Raw genomic sequence first — 24,040 nt, 5'->3', positions numbered from 1 at the left:
GTGGAAAACAACAGGGGAAGAGCCGTGGAGCGGGTGATAGTGATACTGCATGAGCCCCGGGAGCAGCAGGTGCTGAAGCTGTCTGCCAGCCTTTCTCTGGAAGGGATTACCTGCAGGGTGTACCGGGATCTGCCATCAGGTGAAGGGGTCCGGGAGGAAAAGGGCAGCGCTTTTGTTTTTGGTGAGGATGTCAGCAGGATGAACACGGTGATTATTACGGATGACCGGGGAGTGGCTGCCCGACTGGCTGCCGGAGGATTTATCTGTATCGGGTGCGAGGATGAGGATGGGCAGTGCGGGATTTCCGGGTTTTTTGAAGGAGCCGCGCTTGTGACGGATACCCTGGAAGCATTGGATGCAGATGTACTGGAGGAATGCCTTTTGCGCGGGACGGGCCGCCCGGTCACGGTAGCGTATACACAGCGTCTCGTTTTGCGGGAGATCACAGCGCAGGACGCCCCGCGCCTTTATCAGATCAGTACGCAGAAGGGGATGGAAGCGGCTCTGGCAGGCGGATTTGAGGATAATTTTTTTCGGCAGGAGACGCTGCTTGCCTATATCGGACATGCCTATCGTTTTTTCGGCTACGGGATATGGGGAGTATGGAAAAAAGACGGTCCGCTGATCGGGTGCTGTGGGTTTTCGCAAAATGGGGAGGTTGCAGAGCTTCAGTATATGCTGGATGAAGCATACCGCCGCATGGGATATGGAACAGAAATGTGTGCGGCAGCTCTTTCCTATGCGGAGGAGAGGACGGACTGGCAGAAGGTATATGTGCGGATCGCAGCCGGGAACGAGCCGTCTCTGCGTCTTGCGAAAAAGCTTGGATTTCAGGGAAACAGTTTACAAGGAAATTATAGTATGCTAGAGTATAAACTGGCTGTTTTTCGGGAAGACCGAAGGCAGCAGGAAGGCAGCGGGGAAACAGCGCTGCCGGATGAAACGTGCCAAAGACAAAAATAACACACAGAAAGAGGAGTGCATACTATGCGCATGAGACGGATCCTGGGGACGGTTTTGTTTCTGATTACAGGTATTTTGATTTTTTGCGGTATCAGTGAAGTGCTGCGCAGAAAGACTGCGGAGGCAACGGATATGGTACATTCGTTTTATGAGATAGAGGAGGATACACTGGATGTCCTGTTTCTTGGAAGCAGTCATCTGTACTATGGGGTACAGCCAAATGAGCTGTGGCGTGATTACGGGATCACGTCTTATGTCATGGGCAGTCCGGAGCAGACGGCGGCAACCTCGTACTTTCTCCTCAAAGAGGCATTTACACGCCAGAAGCCCAAGGTCGTTGTCATGGAGAGCTATTATCTGTGGAACAGCAAGCTGTACAATGGCGAGGCGCGGCTGCGGCAGGCGTTTGACGGAATGCGTTTTGGAAAAACGAAAATAGAAATGGTGCGTGAGATGCTGCCGGAGGCAGGGATAAAAGAGAAGCTTACGTATTTCCTGCCGTTTTTAAAGTACCACTCCCGCTGGTCACAGCTGGAGGACTATGATTTTGTGACAAAGCCATTTCTCAAAGGAGCAAGGCTTGACTATACGACAGTGGCGCTGGAGGATCCGGGGATCCCGAAGAAGAGCACAAAGATTCCGGAAAACAGTATGAAATATCTGGACAGGATCATACAGCTTTGTGAAGAGAATGACGCAGAGTTTGTCATGATGGCGATTCCGTTTGGAGTGGAGACAGACAACAGGCGCTATAAAAAGAGACAGGGACTAAATCTCACGCTGGAGGAATATCTGAGCGGGGAAGGGATCCCATTCTTGTTTTATCAGCGGGATTATCCTGAGATCATCAATTTTTCACTGGATTTTCGGGACAAGACGCATCTGAATACGTACGGTGCGGTAAAGCTGACCCGGCATCTGGGAGAATGGCTGACAGAGCACTGTGATCTGGAAGGTCATAAGGGAGAAAGCGCATATGCCTCCTGGGAGGAGGATCTTAAGCAGTATGACCGGGAAGCCCGGTGGGTCATGGAAAATCCGCCTGAAGCGGGCGCGTAGGAGATAGGCCGGGATAGCCCCGGCCAAATGATGTTTAATATTTTTCGGAGGAAACAACATGTTATTTAATTCACTGGAATTTCTTGTATTTTTTCCGGTTGTCTGCCTTTGCTATTACGTGATCCCGCACCGGGTGCGTTATCTGTTCCTGCTGGCGTGCAGCTATTTCTTTTATATGTGCTGGAATCCAGAATACGCACTTTTGATGCTGACTTCTACGGCGATCACCTATGCGTCAGGGCTTCTGATCGATTCAGCGGAAAAGCTTCCGGATGAAAAAAAGCGTATCTGCCGTAAAAAATGGTACGTGGCGCTTTCATTTATCAGTAATCTTGCGATATTATTCTTTTTTAAATATTTTGATTTTGCCGCGGCAACGGCAGTCAGGCTTTTGGGGATTGTCGGGCTGGAGGTACAGCCGCCGGTTTTCGATGTGATCCTTCCGGTGGGCATTTCCTTTTATACCTTTCAGGCGCTCAGCTATACGGTGGATGTATACCGCCGTGATATTTATGCAGAACGCAATTTCTGCAAATATGCGCTGTTCGTTTCCTTTTTTCCGCAGCTTGTAGCAGGGCCGATCGAGCGTTCTAAAAATCTGCTGGTCCAGATCAATGAGCGGCACAGGTTTGAGTTTGAGCGTGTAAGGGACGGGCTTTTGCTCATGCTTTACGGATTTTTCCAGAAGGTTGTGCTGGCGGAATATCTGGCGATCGCGGTAAATGGCGTCTACAATACATATACAGAGCGCACAGGCTTTCAGCTGCTCGTGGCGACTGTGCTGTTTGCTTTTCAGATCTACTGTGATTTTGGCAGCTATTCCAACATCGCCATCGGAGCGGCAAAGGTCATGGGCTTTCGTCTGATGGAGAACTTTAATACGCCGTATTTTGCCGTATCTGTGGCAGATTTCTGGAGACGCTGGCACATCTCTCTTTCTACCTGGTTTCGGGACTATCTGTATATCCCTCTGGGAGGGAACCGGAAGGGACGTGTGCGCAAGTGGTTCAATCTGATGGTCGTCTTTCTTGTAAGCGGTCTGTGGCACGGTGCAAACTGGCATTTTGTCATCTGGGGAGGCTTAAACGGAGCGTATCAGGTCATCGGAGAGTGGCTGCGCCCGCTGCGCGAGAGGATCATGCGCCTTTGCAGAGTCGACCGGCATGCAGCCAGCCACCGCGTGCTGCAGATGCTGATCACCTTTGTACTGGTAGACATTAGCTGGGTATTTTTCCGCGCTTCCTTTGCGCAGGGTGTGGAGATCCTCAAAAGGATCGCAGGTCTGGGAAGTCTGCCGTGGTTTACCTGGGGAGATAACCTTGCCGTGATGGGACTGACGCCGCAGACACGCAATCTTCTGGTTCTGTCTCTCGCTGTGCTGATCTTTGCGGATATCTGTAAATACCGCGGGATCCGGGTGATCGAGTGGCTGACGCACCAGGGCGTGTGGCTGCGGTGGCTCGTCTATTTTGCAGGGATTTTTGGCGTTCTGGTATTTGGCGTATACGGGCCGGGATATAACGCTACACAGTTTATCTATTTTCAATTCTGATCTGTGCTGCAGTTGTTACAGCTCATGTCGAAAATGCACAAAAAACAGATAATAAAATTGTAAACAGTAGATAAATTAACGAGAAGATGTGGAAAAGCTATTGCACATCTTCTCATTTTGTGTTAGTATAAGTGCATGAGTTGGAAACGTTACCGAAAACGATTCCAAAAAGAGGAACTATCAACCATCCTGAAAAGAAAGAGGGTAAAATGATGAGAAGATTTAAAAAGTATTTTGCAGCAGCGATGTCCGCAGCGATGGTAGCAGGTCTTGCAGTTGTACCGGTTCAGGCAGAGGAGGCCGCAGGCTCTGTTTATTATCTGAACTTTAAGCCGGAGCAGGCAGAGCAGTGGGAGGCACTGGCAGAGGCTTATACGGAGGAGACAGGTGTTCCGGTGACTGTTGTGACGGCAGCTTCCGGTACGTATGAGTCTACGCTCAAATCCGAGATGGCAAAGGATGAGGCTCCGACGATGTTCCAGGTAAACGGACCGGTGGGACTGGCATCCTGGAAGGATTACTGCTATGATCTGAAGGACAGCGAGCTTTACAGCTACTTAAAGAGTGATGACTTTGCATTAAAGGATGGCGATGCAGTCCTTGGTATCGCATACGTGATCGAGACATACGGCATTATTTACAACAAGGCTCTTCTGGCTGACTACTGTGCAACAGAAGGAGCAGTGATCAAGGATGCTTCTGAGATCACGAGCTTTGAGACATTAAAGGCAGTCGCTGAGGATATTCAGGCAAAGAAGGATGAGCTGGGCGTGCTCGGTGCATTTACTTCTGCAGGTATGGATTCTTCCTCTGACTGGAGATTTAAGACACATCTGGCAAACCTGCCGATCTACTATGAGTATCAGGCAGACGGCATTGCTTCCACAGATGCGATCAAGGGTACTTACCTTGACAATTACAAGGCAGTCTGGGATCTGTATATCAACAATGCGACATGTGAGCCGTCTATGATCGCGAGCATGACAGGAGAGGATGCTGCAGCAGAGTTCGCACTGGGCGAGGCAGTCTTCTATCAGAATGGTACATGGGCATACGGCGATATCACAGGCAACGAAGTGGCAGACGAGGATCTTGGCATGCTCCCGATCTACATCGGTGTAGAGGGTGAGGAGAATCAGGGTCTTTGCACAGGATCTGAGAACTACTGGTGTGTAAATGCAAAGGCTTCTGAGGAAGATATCCAGGCAACGCTTGACTTCATGAACTGGGTAGTTACAAGTGACACAGGACGCGCTTCTCTGGCAAATGAGATGGGATTTGAGACACCGTTTACGACCTTTACAGATGAGTACGGCGCAGAGAATCCGCTTCTCGATGCAGCAAATGAGTACATCGATGCAGGAAAGAAATCTGTTGCATGGTGCTTCACAACGATGCCGTCTGAGGAGTGGAAAAACGGCGTAGGAAGTGCGCTTCTTGAGTACGCACAGGGTACAGGCGAATGGGACGGCGTAGTTACTGCATTCGTTGACGGCTGGGCAAGCGAGGTAGCAGCTACAAAGTAACCGGACACAACACTCAGAAATAAAAAGAAAAAGATAAAGAAGGGGATGCTGCTGGTTTTCCGGGAAAATACCCGAAAGGGTGTCATCGGATAAGGGCAGCATCCCTTTTTGAAAAAGAAGAAAGGACGAAGACATGAACAACCGGTCTATGAAAAAATATGCCCCGATATTTTTGCTTCCTACGATGATCGCATTCACAATCGGTTTTATCGCGCCGTTCATACTCGGTGTATACCTTTCATTCTGTGAGTTTACGACAGTGACAGATGCAAAATTTGTAGGGCTTAAGAATTATCTGCGTTTCTGGAACGATCCAAGCGATGTATTTTTACATTCCCTGTGGTTTACCGCATTATTTACGATCGTGACAGTGCTTTTGATCAATGTGCTGGCATTCGCGGTAGCTCTGGCGCTGACGAAAAAGATCCGGGGAACCAATCTGTTCCGTACCGTATTTTTTATGCCGAACCTGATCGGCGGTCTGGTGCTTGGCTACGTGTGGCAGCTTCTGTTAAACGGTATTCTGGCGCAGTTCCAGCGCAACCTCAAATACGATGAGCTTTACGGATTTCTTGGTCTGGTGATCCTGATGTGCTGGCAGCAGATCGGTTATATGATGATCATTTACATATCCGGTATCCAGAATATTCCGGGAGAGTTGATCGAGGCGGCAAAGATCGATGGAGCGACGCCGCGTCAGATCCTGAAAAATGTGACGATCCCGATGGTCATGCCGTCGATCACGATCTGTACGTTCCTGACGCTTACGAACTCGTTTAAGCTGTTTGACCAGAACCTGGCGCTGACGGACGGCGATCCGTCAAAGATGTCGGAGATGCTCGCGCTGAATATTTATAATACGTTCTATGGCAGGAGCGGCTGGGAAGGCGTCGGACAGGCGAAGGCAGTGATCTTCTTCCTGCTTGTGGCAGCTATCGCGCTGGTACAGAACTACTTGACAAGGTCGAAGGAGGTGCAGCAGTAATGAACGCAAGAAAAGCAAAGCATGGGTGGATCTGGACACTCTTTTTCTCCATACTGTCTGTACTGTGGGTATTCCCGATCGTGCTTGTATTTATCAACTCATTTAAGAAAAAAGCATATATCAGCCGCGCGCCGTTTCAGATCCCGACAGACAAGATGTTTGTCGGCTGGGATAACTATGTAAATGGTATTGAGAAAACAAACTTGATTGAGGCGTTTGGCTGTTCGGTATTTATTACTGTATTTTCTGTGGCAGCGATCATTCTGTTCTGCTCGATGACGGCATGGTATATCTGCAGGGTGAAGACGAAGGTGACGACGACGATTTATTATCTGTGTCTGTTTTCCATGATCGTGCCGTTCCAGATGGTTATGTTTACACTTTCCAAGATCGCAAATATGTTAAAGCTCGGGAATCCGGTCGGCATCATTGTTGTCTATCTCGGCTTCGGAGCAGGTCTGTCAGTGTTTATGTTCGTGGGCTTTTGCAAGTCGATCCCGCTGGAGATCGAGGAGGCGGCGATGATCGATGGCTGCAATCCGCTGCAGACGTATTTTCGCGTGGTGCTGCCGATCATGAAACCGACATGCGTGACAGTGACGATCCTGCAGGCGATGTGGATCTGGAATGACTACCTGCTCCCCTCTCTGGTGCTTGACCAGAAGCGGTGGAAGACGATCCCGATGGCGGTCCAGTATCTGAAAGGCGGATACGGTTCTGTAGATATGGGCGCCATGATGGGAACGCTTGTGATCGCGATCATACCGATCATCATATTTTATATTGCATGTCAGAAATATATCATCGAGGGCGTGGTTGCCGGAGCTGTAAAGGGCTGATCGAACATACGGAAACGGCAAACAGATAATTAGGAGGACACATATGAGAACGTGTGGAATTTTGCTGCCAGTATCGAGCCTGCCTTCTCCGTACGGGATTGGCTGTTTTTCAAAAGCTGCATACGAGTTTGTAGATCAGCTGAAGCGCGCCGGGCAGACCTACTGGCAGATACTTCCGCTTGGACCTACTGGATTTGGCGATTCCCCGTATCAGTCATTTTCAGCGTTTGCGGGGAATCCGTATTTCATTGATCTGGATACGCTTAAGGAAGAGGGCCTGCTTTTGCCGGGAGAATATGAGGATCTGGATTACGGGCAGGAGGAGACGGCCGTGGATTATGAAAAGCTGTACCGCGTGCGTTTCCAGGTTTTGAAACTTGCATACGGCAGAGCCTGCCTTGCGGGCAATGCGCAGTTTGAACGCTTTGAGCGGGAACAGTCCTTCTGGCTGGAGGATTACAGCCTGTATATGGCGGTCAAGCGGCGCTTTGGCGGGAAAAGCTGGGAAGAATGGGACGATGATATCCGACTTGGCAGGCCGGAGGCGGTTGAGCGGTACCGCAGGCTTTGCAAAGAGGAGATCGGCTTTTATAAATTTTTGCAGTATGAGTTTGACCGGCAGTGGACAGCGCTCAAAGCATATGCGAATGCAAAAGGGATCAGGATCATCGGTGATATTCCGATCTACGTGGCGTTTGACAGTGCAGACAGCTGGGCGTCCCCGGAGATGTTCCAGTATAATGAGGACCGCAGACCGTCTATGGTGGCAGGCTGCCCGCCGGATGCATTTTCTGCCGACGGACAGCTCTGGGGCAATCCTCTGTATGACTGGGATTACCATGAAAAGACCGGCTATGCGTGGTGGATCCGCCGGATGGAGCATTGCTTCCGGCTGTATGACGTGGTGCGCGTGGATCATTTCCGCGGCTTTGATGAGTATTATGCGATACCGTACGGAGACAGGACTGCTGCAGGCGGGCACTGGAAAAAGGGTCCCGGGATGAAGCTGTTTGACGCTCTGCGGGCGCATTTCGGCACGGTGCCGATCATCGCGGAGGATCTCGGCTATCTGACAGACAGCGTGATAAAGCTTGTGGAGGATACGGGCTACCCGGGCATGAAGGTGATGGAGTTTGCGTTTGATTCGAGGGAGGCCGGAGATTATATGCCTTATAATTATACGCATAACTGTGTCGTCTACACGGGGACCCACGATAACCAGACGCTTTTCGCATGGTATGATGAGTTAAATGATGCGGACCGGGCTATGGCTGCGGAGTACCTGCACCTCACAGATGAGGATCGCGAGGAGACGGTATGGGCGTTTATCCGCCTGACGCTTTCAAGCGTGGCTGATACGGCAGTGATCCCGATGCAGGATTACCTTGCCCTGGGGGCGCAGGCGCGGATGAATCATCCGTCTACGATCGGGACAAACTGGAGATGGAGGATGACGCAGGGCTGCCTGACGGACGAGCTGATACAGAAAATCGGCAGATTAGCTGAATTATATGGAAGACACTGCTAGAAAATGAGCTGTCTGCTGTGAGACATATCCGCCGGATCTGTTTTGCAGCAGGCGGCTTTTGTTTTTCTTGCATTTTGTGAGGCGAGTTGTTATAATTTGACACAGCAAACTCCGACGTGTTTTGGTGCGTGCGCTGCGGTCTGTCTCAGTGCATGAGATACAGCGGCACATGAGATACAGCGGCGCATACGGCGGAGGAGATTTGTGTCATCGGAAGGAGGACCGGCACATGGGACAGTTGACGATCAAAGAAGTGGCAAAATTGTGCGGAGTCGGAGTGAGTACGGTGTCGCGGGCGATCAATGATCATCCGGATATCAACGAAGACACAAAGAAAAAGATCATGGATACGATCCGGGAGTATAATTATATACCCAATAACAGTGCACGCAATTTAAAAAGAATAGATTCAAATACGATCGCTGTGCTTGCAAAGGGGATCACGAACCCGTTTTTTGCAGATATGATCCAGGTATTTGAGCGGGAGATCACAAAAAAGCGGTATTCTTTTATCTTGCAGCATGTGGAGGAATTCGAGGATGAGGTGGATGTTGCCGTACAGCTCGAGAAGGAAAAACGGCTCAAGGGGATCGTATTTCTTGGAGGACTGAGCAGCCATACGGCGGATAAGCTCGAGCAGCTTACCGTACCGTATGTGATCAGTACCGTAAATGCAGCGGCGCTTGGCAACGGAGCAGCCTACGTGACCGTGGATGATGAGAGGGAGAGCTGCAGGCTGGTAGAATACCTTTGCTCCTGCGGACACCGCAGGATCGCAGTGCTCGCGGCAGGGCGCCAGGATGCAAGCATCGGCGCGCAGCGTTTAAACGGTTACCGCAGGGCGCTTGAGCAGTACGGGATTGTGTATGATGATGCGCTCGTGATGCGGACAAAGGACGGACAGCCGACCTATTCTATGGAAAATGGTTATGCTCTGACAAAAGAGCTTTTGAATCTTGGAAAAGAGTTTACATGTATTTATGCGATGTCGGACAGCATGGCGATCGGAGCCTGCAAGGCGCTTTTTGATGCGGGCAAAAGGATTCCGGAGGATTATTCCGTGGCCGGATACGACGGGCTTACGGTGGCACAGTACTATGAGCCTTCGATCACGACGATCCGTCAGCCGCGCCGGGAGATGGCGGAAGCGACGATCCAGATGCTGTTTGACCTGATACGGAAAAAGCCGGTACGCAGACAGCGCATCTTTGAGGCGGAGCTGGTCCTGGGAGGATCGACGCGAAAGCTGTAGAGAGACGGGCGGCGTCATGGCGCGCCGGTGCAGACGCGCCGCATGGCAGATGGCGCGCAGAGAAAACGGCATAAAAAGCTGGAGGCAGATCATGGGAATTATTAAAGCAAGAAAGCTTGCGCACGATTATTTTAAACTGGATGATGAGGGAAGGGTAGAGTCCGTCTCACGCGCAGTCGATCACGTTGATCTGGATGTGCAGGAGGGGGAGTTTGTGGCGATCCTCGGACATAATGGATCAGGAAAATCCACGCTTGCCAAGCATATCAATGCGATATTGCTCCCGAGCGAGGGGACGCTTCTCGTAGACGGCAATGATACAAAGGACGAGTCAAAGCTGTGGGATATCCGGCAGAGCGCCGGGATGGTATTCCAGAATCCGGATAATCAGATCATTGGTACGATCGTTGACGAGGACGTCGGCTTTGGACCGGAAAATATGGGAGTCCCGACGGAGGAAATCTGGCAGCGCGTCGAGAAGAGCCTCAAGGCAGTCGGTATGTGGGAGTACCGTTCTCATTCTCCAAACAAGCTGTCCGGCGGTCAGAAGCAAAGAGTGGCGATCGCCGGCGTGGTCGCTATGCGGCCGAAGTGCATCATTCTCGATGAGCCGACAGCGATGCTGGACCCGAATGGGCGAAAAGAAGTGATCCGCACGGTGCACGGCCTGAATAAATCAGAGCACGTTACAGTCCTGCTGATCACGCATTATATGGAAGAGGTCATTGACGCGGACAAGGTCATTGTCATGGATCAGGGAAAGATCGTGATGCAGGGGACGCCGCGCGAGGTATTTTCTCGTGTGGAGGAGCTAAAGAGCTATCGGCTGGATGTGCCGCAGGCGACACTGGTCGCGCACGAGCTCCAGAAGGCAGGCATTGATCTGCCGGACGGGATTTTATCGAATGAGGAACTGGTGGCAGCGCTTGAGGAGTACCGGAAGGGGCAGAGAAATGGCAATTAAAATCGAACATCTGAATTACGTATACAGCGCCGGGACAGCATTTGAGCGGCATGCGTTAAAAGAGATTAATCTGGAAATACCGGATGGTCAGTTTATCGGTGTGATCGGTCATACCGGATCAGGAAAGTCCACACTGATCCAGCATCTGAACGGCCTCCTTCAGGCGACCTCAGGAGAAGTATATTATAATGGAGAGAACATCTACGGGGAGGGATACGACAGAAAGCAGCTGCGCAGCAGAGTCGGACTCGTATTCCAGTATCCGGAGCATCAGCTTTTTGAGACGGATGTGTTTACAGATGTGTGCTTCGGTCCCAAAAATCTCGGGCTTCCGGCAGAGGAGGTCGAGGCGCGCGCCTATGAAGCGTTAAAGCTTGTGGGATTAAAGGAAAAGTATTATAAGTCGTCCCCGTTTGAGCTTTCCGGCGGACAGAAAAGGCGTGTGGCGATCGCCGGTATCCTGGCGATGAACCCGGAGGTGCTGATCCTCGATGAGCCGACAGCGGGGCTGGATCCGAAGGGACGCGATGACATCCTGGATCAGGTGAAAATGCTGCATGAGGAGCGAGGGATCACTGTTTTGCTCGTCTCGCACAGTATGGAGGACATCGCCCGCTACGTGGAACGCATTATCGTAATGAACAGGGGACAGGTCATGTTTGACGATACGCCGCGCGAGGTGTTTCATCACTACAGAGAGCTCGAGGAAGTAGGGCTGGCTGCCCCTCAGGTCACATATCTGATGCACGGGCTGCAGGAGGCGGGCTGGGATATTGCGACGGATGCGACAACCGTGGAGGAAGCGGCGGATGCGATACGGCGATTTTTAAAATAACTGCGTTCGCGGCCGTCAGAAAAATGAGCAGGAAGGGAAAAGACCTGCGGGAGAGAAAAAATCATGATAAGAGAAATAACATTAGGACAATATTATCCGGGAAACTCCGTGATCCACAGGCTGGATCCGCGCGTGAAGCTTGCAGGCACGCTGGTATTTATTATTTCTTTATTTGCCTTTCATTCCGTGGAGGCATATATCGGGGCAACACTTTTTTTAGCAGCGGTCATCACTGTTTCGCGGGTACCGCTTAGTTTTATGCTGCGCGGACTGAAATCCATTTTCTTTTTGATGATGTTTACGGTAGTATTTAATCTGTTTTTAATAAAGGGGACTCCGGTCGTAAGCTTCTGGATCTTTACGATCACGAAGGAAGGAATCGAGATGGCAGTGTCGATGGCGATCCGTCTGATCTATCTCGTCATCGGTTCTTCTGTGATGACGCTTACGACAACACCGAACGATCTGACAGACGGACTGGAAAAAGCGCTCCATCCCCTGAAAAAGATCCGGGTTCCAGTACATGAGATCGCGATGATCATGTCGATCGCGCTGCGCTTTATCCCGATCCTTCTGGAAGAGACAGATAAGATCATGAAGGCGCAGATGGCGCGCGGGGCTGATTTTGAGTCAGGCGGTCTGATCCAGAAAGCAAAGAGTATGATCCCGCTGCTTGTCCCGCTGTTTATTTCTGCCTTCCGGCGTGCAAATGATCTCGCTATGGCAATGGAGGCGCGCGGGTATCACGGAGATGAGGGCAGGACGAAGATGAAGCCGCTGGTATATCACGGCAGGGACAAGATGGCATACCTGATCCTGCTTGGCTACCTTGTGGTAATGTTCCTTTTGAACCGGATCGGATTTTTTGCAGGATTGTGGGGACTGTAAGGATGGAAGAGCAGTGGAAGGTTTACTTCGACGCAGGCTTCTGGGGGCATCACGGCAGAGATCATGCCGGGAAAGAGATCCCGGTCGGGAAGCAATTGGAATGGGCGGGGCACCACTGGGTGATCCCGGGCGTGTATTCCTGCGGCAGGGGACTTGTCGTTGATCTTTGTATGCGGGTCAGTGCCAGAAGCATCCGCAGCTTTATGGAAAAGTGGAAGCCGGGACAGGAAGCAGGCTGGTATGAAAGTCTTAGCCGCGAGCAGCAGATGCAGATGGAGCTGGAGCACCCTCTTTGCATGCATATCAGACCGCGCATAGAGGTGAACGGAAAAATGCTGCAGGCTTCCCGCGGCTGTTCTGTGAGCTTTCATCCCTTTCTGCCGGATCAGGCCGGCAGGGAACCGGAAGTGAAAAGGATCATGGACTATTATGGGCTGGATGATTCCTTTGGGTGGATTATTTACAGAAATGCATTTCGCTGGGCTGGCAGATGCAGACCTGAAATCAGGACGCTTTTTCTGACACTGGAGCAGCAGCCGGTACAGATCCCGGGGCCGCATGTCCGGCTTCACGGAGTGGGGGATCGCTTTACATTTTCCAGTCCCGCAAGCGGGATCTCTCATACGCTGACGGTAAAGGAGATCGAGCATCAGAGCCTCCCCTCAGACAGGCTTGCAGATGCCCGACTGGTCTGTCCGACTCACTATATTGCCATGAGCTATACGGTTTCGCCGGAACCGACGGAGAAGATATCTCTCTTTGACTGTGCAGAAAGTGACAGACCAAGGGAGATCGGGCAAAGAGGGGGTGAGCCGCATCCTGCGGCAAGTGGCGTCAGCATTATCGGAGGAGCAGACGGACCGACAGAGATCGTGCTGGGGACAGACTTTCGGGAGCCGATTCATATCGCGTATTCTGCGCTGCATTTTGAGCCGGTGTCAGAGGAGGTCGAGTGGCGCATGGTATTTTCAGTCAGACAATTTGAGGAAGCCTCCTTTGTGCTTTTGTAAAGGTTTCAGGAAAAGTCATATTTGAAGAGTAAAAGACAGGAGAACAGACATTGAAACGGGTGAAACTTACAGTTGCCTATGACGGGACAAATTACTGTGGCTGGCAGGTGCAGCCAAACGGTGTGACAATAGAAAGTGAGCTGAACAGGCATCTGAGCGAGCTGCTGGGAGAGGAGATCCGCGTGATCGGGGCAAGCCGCACCGATGCAGGCGTGCATGCGCGCGGAAATGTGGCGGTGTTCGATACCTCATCCCGGATTCCGGCAGAGAAGATCTCCTATGCGCTCAATACGCGTCTGCCGGAGGACATCCGTATCCAGGAGTCCTGTGAGGTGCCCTCTGATTTCCACCCGCGTTTTTGTCATACAGAGAAAACGTATGAGTACAGGATCTGCAACCGCAGATTCCCGGATCCGTGTGCAAGACTGTACTCGCTGTTTTATTACTGGGATCTTGACGTGGACAGAATGCAGCGGGCAGCCGATTACCTCGTGGGGACACATGATTTTACAAGCTTTTGCACGAACAAGCCGGAGGTGACAGACCGTGTGCGTACGATCTACAGCATCGATGTGGTGCGGGACGGCGAGATGATCACGATACGTGTGCGCGGAAACGGCTTCCTGTACAATATGGTGCGGATCATCGTCGGGACGCTGCTGCGTGTCGGAAGCAAAATGATGGAGCCGGAGGAAATCCCCGAAATTTTGGCCGCACGCGACCGGAGCCGTGCAGGAGATACCGCACGCCCGCAGGGACTTACACTGGTACAGATCCGCTATCTGCCGGATGCTGCTTCATAATCCTCAATATATTTTTGCAGCTTTGCAAACGCGCCCTTATAGATCACGCCAAGCAGCTTGTCCGTGCGGCGCAGCGCAAGCTGGAGCTGCTCCTGTGTGATCAGACCATCGCGCGCAGCGTCTGCGAGCTCATCAAGATCGACAACACGCACAAAGCCGTCCGGATAAACGATCACATCCACAAGCAGATCTGTAAATATATAAGTATCTGTGTCACTGTCAAAGGTGTAGTCAATGATATCGCAGTACCAGCTGATCAGCTGATCCTCGTGATCGTAAAATTTGCTCACCTTAAAGCCGCGTTCCATAAAGTAGCAGGAGTAGCCGCGGCAAAGCGTTTTCTTAGGACGGATCGTGTTCCATTTTGTGATGATGACCTCCTGGTCATGATACAGTATCTCATCATTCTCCAGCAGAATACACTCATCAGGGATAATTCGCTTTCGATATAATTTCAATTCACTCATCGTCATCCCCTCCTGATAGATAAAGATAGAATAGCAGAGATTTTTACAAAAGTCTACTAGAAGAAACCGCACCGGAAAAAACAGCAGGCTGAGCGGTTAGCGCCGTTTAAAGACGCCTGACGAATCACAAAAAATCAGAAACAAATAGTGTTACAAACCCCAAAACTATGATACAATGTTCACGAAAGCAATGAGCAGTGCGAATCCATCAGACGGATCACCGGCTGCTTGCAGACGGGAGAGCCGGATGTTGGATTCATAGGGCGAAAGCCCGTGACGAGGGAATGCGAAGCATTGCCGAGGTAGCACTGCGGAGTTCGCAGAGTTCGCAAAGTTCGGGCATCAGTGGCGAATGATAAAAGTAAAATACAGGATGAGAAACAGGAGGTTTGGCAGATGATTCAGGATAGTATTGCAAAATTGATCCAGTACGGGCTGGAGACGGGACTGATCGAGCGGGAGGATGCGGTATACACAACAAACCGTGTGCTGGAGCTTTTGCAGATCGATGCACTGGAGGACAGTGCGCACAGCGCGATCTGTGCGTATGAGCCGGGCAGTGGGGAGATCATAGCACAGCTTCCGCAGATACTCGGGCAGATCTGCGATTATGCGTATGAGCATAAGATATTAGAGGAGAACACAGTCGGCTACCGGGATCTGTTTGATACGAAGGTGATGAGTCTGCTGGTAGACCGTCCTTCCAATATCATCCGCAGGTTCCAGGAGCTGTACCGTGAGGATCCGAAAAAGGCAACAGACTTTTATTATAAGTTCAGTCAGGATACAGACTACATAAGACGTTACCGCATCGCGCGGGACCGCAAGTGGATCTCTCCGACGGAGTACGGGGATCTGGACATTACGATCAACCTCTCCAAGCCGGAGAAGGATCCGAAGGCGATCGCGGCAGCAAAGCTGGCAAAGCAGACCTCCTATCCGAAGTGTCTGCTCTGCATTGAAAATGAGGGATATGCAGGAAGACTGAACCATCCGGCGCGCCAAAACCACCGTATCATTCCGGTGACGATCAATGGCAGCCGCTGGGGCTTTCAGTATTCCCCCTATGTGTACTACAACGAGCACTGCATCGTCTTCAATTCTCAGCACATCCCGATGAAGATCGAGCGTGCGACCTTCGGCAAGCTGCTGGATTTTGTAAAGCAGTTCCCGCACTATTTTGTAGGATCAAATGCGGATCTGCCGATCGTAGGCGGATCAATCTTGAGCCATGATCATTTTCAGGGCGGCTGCTACGAGTTCGCGATGGCAAAGGCGCCGGTGGAGACAGAGGTGACCTTTACGGGCTATGAGGATATCGAGGCGGGGATCGTGAAATGGCCGATGTCTGTGCTCCGCCTGCGCTGCGAGGATACGGAAAGGCTCATTGATCTGGCGGATAAGATCCTCCACGTCTGGAGAGGCTATACAGACGAGGCTGCGTTTATCTATGCACAGACAGATGGAGAGCCGCACAATACGATCACGCCGATCGCGAGAAAGCGCGATGGAAAATTTGAGATGGATCTCGTTTTGCGCAATAATATCACGACAAAGGAGCATCCGCTTGGCGTATATCATCCGCATGCAGAGCTGCATCATATCAAGAAAGAAAATATTGGTCTGATCGAGGTTATGGGACTGGCAGTGCTTCCGGCACGTCTCAAGGATGAGCTGGAGCATCTCAAGGAGGCAATGCTTGAGGGCCGTGATATTGCAGGGGATGAGGAGCTTGGAAAGCATGCAGACTGGGTAGAAGAGCTGAAGGAAAAATACGGCAGCTTTGAACGCGGCACGATCGACCGCATCATTGAGGATGAGGTAGGTCTTGTATTCAGCAAGGTTTTGGAGCATGCGGGGGTTTATAAGAGAACTCCGGAAGGGCAGGCGGCATTCGGCCGTTTTATCGAAGCAGTAAATGGCTGAGTTCCTGCCCGGCCGGGCAGATGAAGCACAGGAGTAACAGAGGAGGAAGAGTGATTATGAGAAAAAATATTCTGGCGCCGTCGATCTTGTCAGCAGATTTTTGTCATCTGGAGCAGGACATTGCACAGACGGTCGATGCAGGCGCACAATATCTGCATATTGATGTGATGGACGGGATGTTTGTGCCAAGTATTTCATTTGGCATGCCGGTGATCGAGTCCATCCGCAAATGCACAGACTGCTTTTTTGATGTGCATCTGATGGTGGAACAGCCGGAGCGCTATATTGAACGGTTTGCACAGTGCGGAGCGGACGGGATCACGGTGCATGCAGAGGCCACAAAGCACCTGCACCGGGCGATCCAGCAGATCCATGCGTGCGGTGTAAAGGCGGGCGTGGCGCTGAATCCCGCGACTCCGCTGTCAGCGCTGGATCACGTGCTGGAGGATGTGGATATGATCCTGATCATGACAGTCAACCCTGGATTCGGAGGGCAGAAATACATTCCTCAGATGACCGAGAAAATCCGCACGCTGCGTCAGAGACTGACACAGATGGGGCTGGAGACGGACATCCAGGTGGATGGCGGTATCAAGACAGATATGGTGCGCAGTGTGCTTGAAGCAGGAGCAAACATCTGTGTCGCAGGCTCGGCAGTATTTGGAGAGGATATTACAGGCAGAACAAAGGCATTTATGGAGATCCTCAAAGAATACCGTCAGTGACCGGTATAAGCGGCAGGGACGTCAGCGACGGCGGGAAGCAAACAGAAAGAAGAACAAAGGACCCCGAAAAGGGTACAGAAAAAGAACAGAAAAGGAAAACAAATTAAGAGCAAAAAAACTGGCAGAAACAGCACAGGCGGACAGGAGGAAGACAATGCTGGCAATTGGATGTGACCATGGTGGTTATGAATTAAAACTGGAAATTTTAAAATATCTGGATGAAAAAGGGATCGCTTACAAGGATTTTGGATGTGACAGCACGCAGGCGGTTGATTATCCGATCTATGCGAGAAAGGTTGCTTCCGCGATCCTTGACGGAAGCTGCGAGAAAGGCGTGCTGATCTGCGGTACCGGGATCGGTATCTCGATCACAGCAAACAGGATTCCGGGAATCCGCGCGGCGCTTTGTACCGACTGCTTTTGTGCAGAGGCTACGAGACAGCACAATGACGCGAATATCCTGGCGCTTGGCGGCAGAGTGGTAGGACCGGGACTGGCAGTAAAGATTCTGGACACATTCCTGAATACACCATTTTCCGGAGCGCCCAGACATCAGAACAGGATCAATCTGATCGACGAAAAGGAGTAAGCACAGGGAGCAGGGATCCGCTGGCTTGCGTAAAGAAAAACAGTCCTCAAAAGGACAAAATAAGGCTGCGGCAGAATCATCCGGCGGTATGTTTACCGGAGATGATCGTTTGCCGCAGCCTTTTTGCATGGCGTCTGAAGCGCTAAAGCGGGTAAAAGCCGGAGGATCTGCTAGCAGGCCTGCTTCCCGGCTGCCTTTTTGGCGCAGAGACGTCTCTTTACCGGGACAGAGATCCAGATCAGGATACAGAGGATAGAAATACCGATACCCTCCTGCATATACGGCTGATGGTAGGTGAAGGTGAAGGTGTGTTCACCGGCGCTTACCGGGATGCTCATAAAGCCGATATCTGCGCGGAGGATGGGCACCTGTGTGCCACCTACGGCGGCGCTCCATCCATTTTCATAGGGGACAGGCAGGAATACATAGCCGTCCTGCGCGGCTGTGACGGTTCCGCTCAGGCTGGAATCATTGACCGGATCCTCCATAAAAACGGAGGACTGTGCATCCTGCGTGCAGGAGGTGCGGGAGCCGAGCAGGCGGATATTTCGCACTGTTCCTTCGAAGCAGCCGTCTACCCGGGTGAGGGTGATGGCATCTGCGGATCCAGGAATGGCGAGCTGCACATGTTTTTTCTCACCGGCATTTACCCGGAAATGATACGGCATGGGCTGTCCGTCATTAACGACAAAGTCGCTCACCTTTGGCGCTGTGATGTCAAATTCCAGATAGGTGCGCTCATATCCTTCCAGATCGCTCGCATTTAACGGGATCGTGACAGAGTCAGTACTTCCGTCTGCTTTGATCTTTTTCATACGGACGGGAAGCTTTTCCAGTGCGTATTCTTCCAGCACGGCGTCCTTTGAGACAGTATTTCCATATTCGGCGGCTTTGGCCGTGTCGGTATTGTCAGCGGCAGGATTGCCGATCAGGCCATCTGTAGTGCCCGCAGCATCAAGAAAGAGTGTTTCCAGCAGCATGCGTTCCAGATCCAGGGTCCCATATGCGTCCCGGAGGAGTTCGCTGTCTGCCGTATCCGCATAAAAACGCGCAAGGGAAGCGGTATTGTGGTTCTGGTAAATATAAATATCGCCAAACTGTTTGAGCAGTGTAAAACCGTCAAGCTGCAGATCAGGCTGCTGAGAAAGCAGATATTTTATACCAAAGAGCGTGCTGTGACCGGTGTAATAGCCAATCTGGCGATAGGAATATTCATATCGTGCCATGATCGGGAAATTTGGGATCACGAGATTGACAAACTCCTCCAGATTGCTGTTTGGAGTAGAATTATATGCGCTGATCCCGCGGTATTCCTGCGCCATGCCGTCCATGCAGAAGCTTCCGCCGTAGTAATCCTTCTCTATCCGGTAGAGGGAGGGATCAGTCTCATGGAGATACTCGAGCGCCTGCGTGACATTTGGATTGTACAGGCTCTGCCAGTAGACCGGATCGGTCCTGGTGAGCACATTTCGGCGGTTATAGCAGAAATATCCCTCTGCCGTCATATTGAGCATGGCGCATGCAAGCAGCAAAAGAGAAAGCATCCCGCTGTGCCTTTTTAAGAAAGCGGCAGCAGGCAGCGTCTTTTTGTGCGCGGTGAGGAAGAAAAGGGCGCACAGGAACACAGCGATCAGTACAGAAAGGACTGCGTTTGCCTTCAGCGCTTTTTCTGTTACCTCGGAAAAAGACAGAAATCCGGCTGCGGCTATGTAGACAGCTGAAAGCGCCAGCGCGGGCAGGCAGAGCTGTCTGCGCACAAGGATCTGATCCAGCGTGTAAGCCGAAATAATGGCGAACAGCGGCATAAAAATAAAGGAATGCCGCGCGAACGGATAGGCAAAGGCATTGAAGGCCGCCGCTCCCAGCCGTGTAAACAGGCAGAAAATGAAAAAGGCGATCGCCGTATATTGCAGAACCTTTGCTTTTTTTGCTGCATTTTGCCTGTGTATCGTAAAGATATACTGAAAGGCAAGGATCAAAAACAGCACGGAGAAAAACAGTACAGGGGCCTCGTAAAAATTGGAGTATCCTCTGTAGTCGGAAAGTCCCTGAGCAACCGAGGAAAAGGAGCGCAGGAATGCGGTCTGATAGAAGTCGGAGCCGTACAAAGAGCAAAAGCCTGCAAGCTTTTCCAGAAACGGGACACTGCTGTCCAGCCGGCTGCTGTTTGTCATCAGGTAATATGCCATAGGCAGGAAGATAAAGGCGCCCATGCCGATACCGAGCACAAGGCTTGCGCAGTGCATGAAAAACTGACGGATGCGCACCCGGCGGTCCTCATCCAGGAGGATCATGCGGTACAGGAGGTAGCAGCCTGCCATGATAAAGGCCATATAGGACATGTAGACGCTCGCGCAGACCATAGCAGCTGCGGTAAGCGGCATACCCAGACTGAATTTTTTCCTGCGGATCGCGCGCTCGGCGAAAAGCAGCAAAAGCGGCAGAAAGATCACAAAGGAGCCAAACTGATAATGCTGCCCCCACACCAGCAGATAGCCGTTTAAGGCATATAAATAAGAAGCAATGATCTTGCTGCGCCCGGAGAAAGAAAACTGATCAAGGAATAAAAAACATACTGTGCCGGCCAGGAGGATCTGTGTGATCAGCAGGTAAACGATCACTCCCGGTATGCGGCCGATCCCGAACAGGTAGCCTGCCAGGTATACGGGGATCAGAAATATATTTGATATATTCAAAGAAAACATACTGGCCCCAAAGCCGTTGTTTAAGTCCCACAGAGAATAGTTGCCGTTTTTTAAATGGTTCACGATCGTGGCATACTGCATCAGGTACTGCTGACGGGTATCAGATCCTGCGTCATTAAAGACGGCAAGAGAATCTCCGAAGAGGAAGTCAGAAAAGATGACCAGACAGCTGACAAAGAGCATGCCCCATACAAGGAGCAGGGACACAAAACGCTTGGATTGGAACAGTTTTTTCATGTATGACATAGCGATACCTTTCTTTTGTTAAAATTTAAAGCAAGCTTATTTTAACATGGGCTACTTAGATTGAAAAGGCAGACTTGACAGAAAAGCGTTATTTTAATATTATTGTAGGTATCAGTTGAATACAGAAAAGCAGGAGGCGGTTCGAGGTACAGTTTTTTGGGGAGATTGTGCCTGGAGCCTTGCGTTATTGCAGAGAGAAGGAAAATCATGATTGGTTTTAATGTACCGCCATTTACAGGCAAGGAATTTGAATATATGCAGGAGGCCGTTGCATCGCGCAAGATAAGCGGAGACGGCAAGTTTACGAGATACTGTTCGGACTGGATGGCACAGCGCTTTCAGGTGAAGCATGTGCTTTTGACCACTTCGTGCACACATGCGCTTGAGATGGCGGCGCATCTGGCAGGAGTGAAGGAGGGCGACGAGGTGATCCTCCCGTCCTATACCTTTTGCTCGACTGCAGACGCATTTGTACAGCGCGGCGCCACGCTCGTGTTTGTTGATATTGACCCGCGCACGATGAACATAGACGAAACGCTGATCGAAGACGCCATCACGGACCGGACGCGGGCGATCCTCCCGGTACACTATGCAGGAGTAGCGTGCGAGATGGATACGATCATGGATATTGCGCGCAGACATCATCTGCAGGTCGTGGAGGATGCGGCGCAGGGCGTAGACGCATACTATAAAGGCAGAGCGCTTGGCACGATCGGCGATTTTGGCTGTTACAGCTTTCACGAGACAAAGAACTTCTCTATGGGAGAGGGCGGCGCGCTCGTATTCCAGAGCGATGAGAGCAAGGAAGCTGCTGAGATCCTGCGGGAGAAGGGGACAAACCGGAGCAAGTTTTTCCGGGGACAGATTGACAAATACACCTGGGTAAATTATGGTTCTTCCTATCTGCCCAGCGACCTCAATGCGGCATATCTGTGGGCGCAGCTGGAGCTGGCTGACGCGATCGATGCAGACCGCATGGAGACGTACGAGTTTTATCATAAGGAGCTTAAAGATCTGGCGGATCAGGGCTGTATCGAGCAGCCGTTCGTGCCGGATTACGCAGCGCACAATGCCCATATGTATTATATTAAGCTTGCAGATGAGCCGACGCGCGCAGCTCTGATCCGGTATCTGAAGGAACGTGGCATCAGCACGGTGTTCCACTATGTGCCTCTCCACTCGGCTCCGGCCGGACAGCGGTTCGGGCGTTTCCACGGAGAGGACCGCTTCACGACAAAGGAGAGCGAGCGGCTTTTGCGGCTGCCGATGTATTATGGTCTCAGACCGGAAGACCGGGCGCGTGTGGTGGAGGAGATACACAGCTTCTTCCGACAGTAGGCGTATCGTATTCTGGAAGCAGCATGGAGGAAAAGCATGGATGTAAAGAAGGTTGTAAAAAGCCTGAATGTCTATACCGTAAAAAAGGGGCTTGCGTATCTGCGCCAGTATGGGCTCAAGGAGTTTCAGGTCCGTCTGTCGGAGCGCTTTGAAGAGGTCGAGACGGATTACGCCGACTGGTGCAAAAAGGATGTGCTCACGCCGCAGGAGCGGGCGCTGCAGACGGAGAAGGAGTGGGAGAACCCGCCTCTTATCAGTGTCGTTGTCCCGGTGTTTGCGACTCCGGAGCAGTTCTTGCGGGAGATGATCGAGTCTGTCACTGCGCAGACGTATCCGCACTGGGAGCTGTGTATCGCAGACGGAAGCCCGGATGTATCCGTGACGCAGTCTGTGATCGGAGAGTATCTGTCAGACCGGAGGATCCGTTATAAAAGACTGGAAAAGAATCTCGGCATATCCGGCAATACAAACGAAGCGTTCGCTATGGCAAAGGGCGAGTATATCGCTTTGTTCGATCACGATGACCTGCTGTGCGAAAACGCGCTTTTTGAAGTGGCGCTGGCGGCAAGAGAGCAGGATGCGGATGTGATCTATACAGACGAGGATAAGATAAAAGGCGCTTCAAAGGAACGGTATCAGCCGAATTTTAAGCCGGATTTTAATCTGGATCTGCTGCGGGCAAACAATTACATCTGCCATCTTCTGGTTGTGCGAAGAGCGCTGCTTGCTGAGGTCGGAGGGCTGCGGCAGGAGTATGACGGGGCGCAGGACCATGATTTCATTCTGCGGTGTACAGAGCTGACACAGCGGATCGCGCACGTGCCGAAGGTGCTGTATCACTGGCGGGTGCACGAGGCTTCTACGGCGGACAATCCGCTCAGCAAAGCGTACGCCTTTGATGCGGGAAAGCGCGCAGTGGCAGATCATATCAGACGCTGCGGAGAAGAGGCAGAGGTGACAGATACGAAGTTTCCGGGATTTTACCGTGTAAAGTACCGGGTGGAGGGAGAACCGCTCGTCTCGATCCTGATACCGAATAAGGATGAAAGGGATACCCTGAGGGCGTGTCTGACCTCGATAAAAGAGAAGTCAACGTACCGCAATTATGAGATCATCATTATCGAAAATAACAGTACGGAAAAAGAAACGTTTGATTATTATAAAGAAATTGACGGGAAAGACCGTGTGCGTGTCGTTTACTGGAAGGAAGGCTTTAATTATTCTGCGCTCAACAATTTCGGCAGTACATTTGCCGGAGGCGAATACCTTCTGTGCCTGAACAACGACATTACGGTGATCACGCCGGACTGGCTGGAGCGCATGATCGGGCAGTGCCAGCGGCGCAAAGTCGGTATTGTCGGGGCAAGGCTTTACTATCCGGACAATACCATACAGCATGCGGGGGTGATCGTCGGTATCGGAGGCGTGGCGGGAGCGCTGTTTGTCGGCATGCCCAGGGAGCGCAGCGGTTATCTGCGAAAGGCGATCCTGCAGCAGGATTTAAGCGCTGTGACAGCGGCCTGTATGATGGTGGACCGGCGCGCATGGGAGGCAGTCGGCGGATTTGATGAGAAGCTTGCCGTCGCCTTCAACGATATTGATTTTTGCCTGAGAGTAAGGGAGCAGGGGTATCTGGTGGTATACGAGCCGAATGTGGAGCTGTACCACTATGAATCCAAGAGCCGCGGATATGAAGATACTCCCGAAAAACAGCAGCGCTTTCAATCCGAAATTAATTTTATGCAGGAGCGCTGGAAGCAGTTTTTGCAGGAGGGGGATCCTTACTACAATCCGAATTTCTCTCTGAAAACGTGCGATTACTCCCTGAAAAAACGATAAA

20 protein-coding genes are annotated in these 24,040 nt (G+C 51.4%); 18 read left to right on the top strand and 2 right to left on the bottom strand.

The window, feature by feature from the left end:
- From QOX44_RS14350 to truA, 13 genes are all read left to right on the top strand, one after another.
- Nucleotides 1-963: a GNAT family N-acetyltransferase gene (locus tag QOX44_RS14350; RefSeq protein WP_283684041.1), complete on the top strand. Its 963-nt coding sequence runs from the start codon at nt 1-3 to the stop codon at nt 961-963.
- A gap of 24 nt (nt 964-987) precedes the next feature.
- Nucleotides 988-2,022: a hypothetical protein gene (locus QOX44_RS14345; RefSeq protein ID WP_283684039.1), complete on the top strand. Its 1,035-nt coding sequence runs from the start codon at nt 988-990 to the stop codon at nt 2,020-2,022.
- A gap of 58 nt (nt 2,023-2,080) precedes the next feature.
- On the top strand, nt 2,081-3,574 hold the full coding sequence (locus QOX44_RS14340) for an MBOAT family O-acyltransferase (protein ID WP_283684038.1): 1,494 nt from the start codon (nt 2,081-2,083) through the stop codon (nt 3,572-3,574).
- 245 nt (nt 3,575-3,819) lie between these two features.
- Nucleotides 3,820-5,100 carry an ABC transporter substrate-binding protein gene (locus QOX44_RS14335; protein ID WP_283684173.1) on the top strand — a complete coding sequence of 427 codons (1,281 nt, stop codon included), beginning with the start codon at nt 3,820-3,822 and terminating at the stop codon, nt 5,098-5,100.
- A 133-nt stretch (nt 5,101-5,233) separates the two neighbouring features.
- Nucleotides 5,234-6,085 (top strand): carbohydrate ABC transporter permease, encoded by an 852-nt coding sequence (locus tag QOX44_RS14330; RefSeq protein WP_283684037.1) that lies wholly within the window; start codon nt 5,234-5,236, stop codon nt 6,083-6,085.
- On the top strand, nt 6,085-6,924 hold the full coding sequence (locus tag QOX44_RS14325) for a carbohydrate ABC transporter permease (RefSeq protein WP_283684036.1): 840 nt from the start codon (nt 6,085-6,087) through the stop codon (nt 6,922-6,924). The genes QOX44_RS14330 and QOX44_RS14325 overlap by 1 nt, the downstream gene beginning before the upstream one ends.
- Nucleotides 6,925-6,967: 43 nt before the next feature.
- Nucleotides 6,968-8,452: a 4-alpha-glucanotransferase gene (gene malQ / locus QOX44_RS14320; protein ID WP_283684034.1), complete on the top strand. Its 1,485-nt coding sequence runs from the start codon at nt 6,968-6,970 to the stop codon at nt 8,450-8,452.
- Nucleotides 8,453-8,681: 229 nt separating this feature from the next.
- Nucleotides 8,682-9,704: a LacI family DNA-binding transcriptional regulator gene (locus QOX44_RS14315; RefSeq protein WP_283684032.1), complete on the top strand. Its 1,023-nt coding sequence runs from the start codon at nt 8,682-8,684 to the stop codon at nt 9,702-9,704.
- Between the two features lie 91 nt (nt 9,705-9,795).
- Entirely contained in the window at nt 9,796-10,668 is an 873-nt protein-coding gene (locus QOX44_RS14310) for an energy-coupling factor transporter ATPase (RefSeq protein WP_283684171.1), read from the top strand.
- Nucleotides 10,658-11,503, top strand: coding sequence for an energy-coupling factor transporter ATPase (locus QOX44_RS14305; RefSeq protein WP_283684030.1), 846 nt, complete (start codon nt 10,658-10,660; stop codon nt 11,501-11,503). The genes QOX44_RS14310 and QOX44_RS14305 overlap by 11 nt, the downstream gene beginning before the upstream one ends.
- A gap of 63 nt (nt 11,504-11,566) precedes the next feature.
- A complete protein-coding gene (locus QOX44_RS14300; RefSeq protein ID WP_283684028.1) occupies nt 11,567-12,391 on the top strand; it encodes an energy-coupling factor transporter transmembrane component T family protein in 825 nt (274 codons plus the stop codon).
- 2 nt (nt 12,392-12,393) lie between these two features.
- Entirely contained in the window at nt 12,394-13,401 is a 1,008-nt protein-coding gene (locus QOX44_RS14295; protein WP_283684026.1) for a hypothetical protein, read from the top strand.
- 50 nt (nt 13,402-13,451) lie between these two features.
- The gene (truA, locus tag QOX44_RS14290) at nt 13,452-14,204 is read left to right on the top strand and encodes a tRNA pseudouridine(38-40) synthase TruA (protein ID WP_283684024.1); all 753 of its coding nucleotides are present in this window, start codon (nt 13,452-13,454) and stop codon (nt 14,202-14,204) included.
- Here the strand turns inward: truA and QOX44_RS14285 are convergent.
- Entirely contained in the window at nt 14,180-14,671 is a 492-nt protein-coding gene (locus tag QOX44_RS14285; protein ID WP_283684023.1) for a DUF402 domain-containing protein, read from the bottom strand. The genes truA and QOX44_RS14285 overlap by 25 nt on opposite strands.
- Nucleotides 14,672-15,067: 396 nt before the next feature.
- On the opposite strand from QOX44_RS14285, the gene galT reads away from it, so the two are divergent.
- The 3 genes from galT (at nt 15,068) to rpiB (ending at nt 17,911) form a co-directional block, all read left to right on the top strand.
- Nucleotides 15,068-16,597 carry a UDP-glucose--hexose-1-phosphate uridylyltransferase gene (gene galT / locus QOX44_RS14280; protein ID WP_283684022.1) on the top strand — a complete coding sequence of 510 codons (1,530 nt, stop codon included), beginning with the start codon at nt 15,068-15,070 and terminating at the stop codon, nt 16,595-16,597.
- A gap of 56 nt (nt 16,598-16,653) precedes the next feature.
- A complete protein-coding gene (rpe, locus tag QOX44_RS14275) occupies nt 16,654-17,322 on the top strand; it encodes a ribulose-phosphate 3-epimerase (protein WP_283684021.1) in 669 nt (222 codons plus the stop codon).
- Between the two features lie 154 nt (nt 17,323-17,476).
- On the top strand, nt 17,477-17,911 hold the full coding sequence (gene rpiB, locus QOX44_RS14270) for a ribose 5-phosphate isomerase B (protein ID WP_283684020.1): 435 nt from the start codon (nt 17,477-17,479) through the stop codon (nt 17,909-17,911).
- Between the two features lie 170 nt (nt 17,912-18,081).
- Here the strand turns inward: rpiB and QOX44_RS14265 are convergent, their stop codons facing one another.
- The gene (locus tag QOX44_RS14265; RefSeq protein ID WP_283684019.1) at nt 18,082-20,862 is read right to left on the bottom strand and encodes a YfhO family protein; all 2,781 of its coding nucleotides are present in this window, start codon (nt 20,860-20,862) and stop codon (nt 18,082-18,084) included.
- Between the two features lie 207 nt (nt 20,863-21,069).
- Between QOX44_RS14265 and rffA the strand changes: the two genes are divergently transcribed.
- Both rffA and QOX44_RS14255 read left to right on the top strand, forming a co-directional pair.
- Nucleotides 21,070-22,200, top strand: a complete 1,131-nt coding sequence (rffA, locus tag QOX44_RS14260; RefSeq protein WP_283684017.1) for a dTDP-4-amino-4,6-dideoxygalactose transaminase — start codon at nt 21,070-21,072, stop codon at nt 22,198-22,200.
- Nucleotides 22,201-22,236: 36 nt separating this feature from the next.
- A complete protein-coding gene (locus QOX44_RS14255) occupies nt 22,237-24,039 on the top strand; it encodes a glycosyltransferase family 2 protein (protein WP_283684016.1) in 1,803 nt (600 codons plus the stop codon).
- The last annotated feature ends 1 nt before the right edge of the window (nt 24,040 follow it).

Source organism: Parablautia sp. Marseille-Q6255 (genome assembly GCF_951230155.1).
Taxonomy (GTDB): Bacteria; Bacillota; Clostridia; order Lachnospirales; family Lachnospiraceae; genus Choladousia.
The sequence above is the reverse complement of the archived record's forward strand: the minus strand, read 5'-3'. Positions and strand labels throughout refer to the sequence as shown.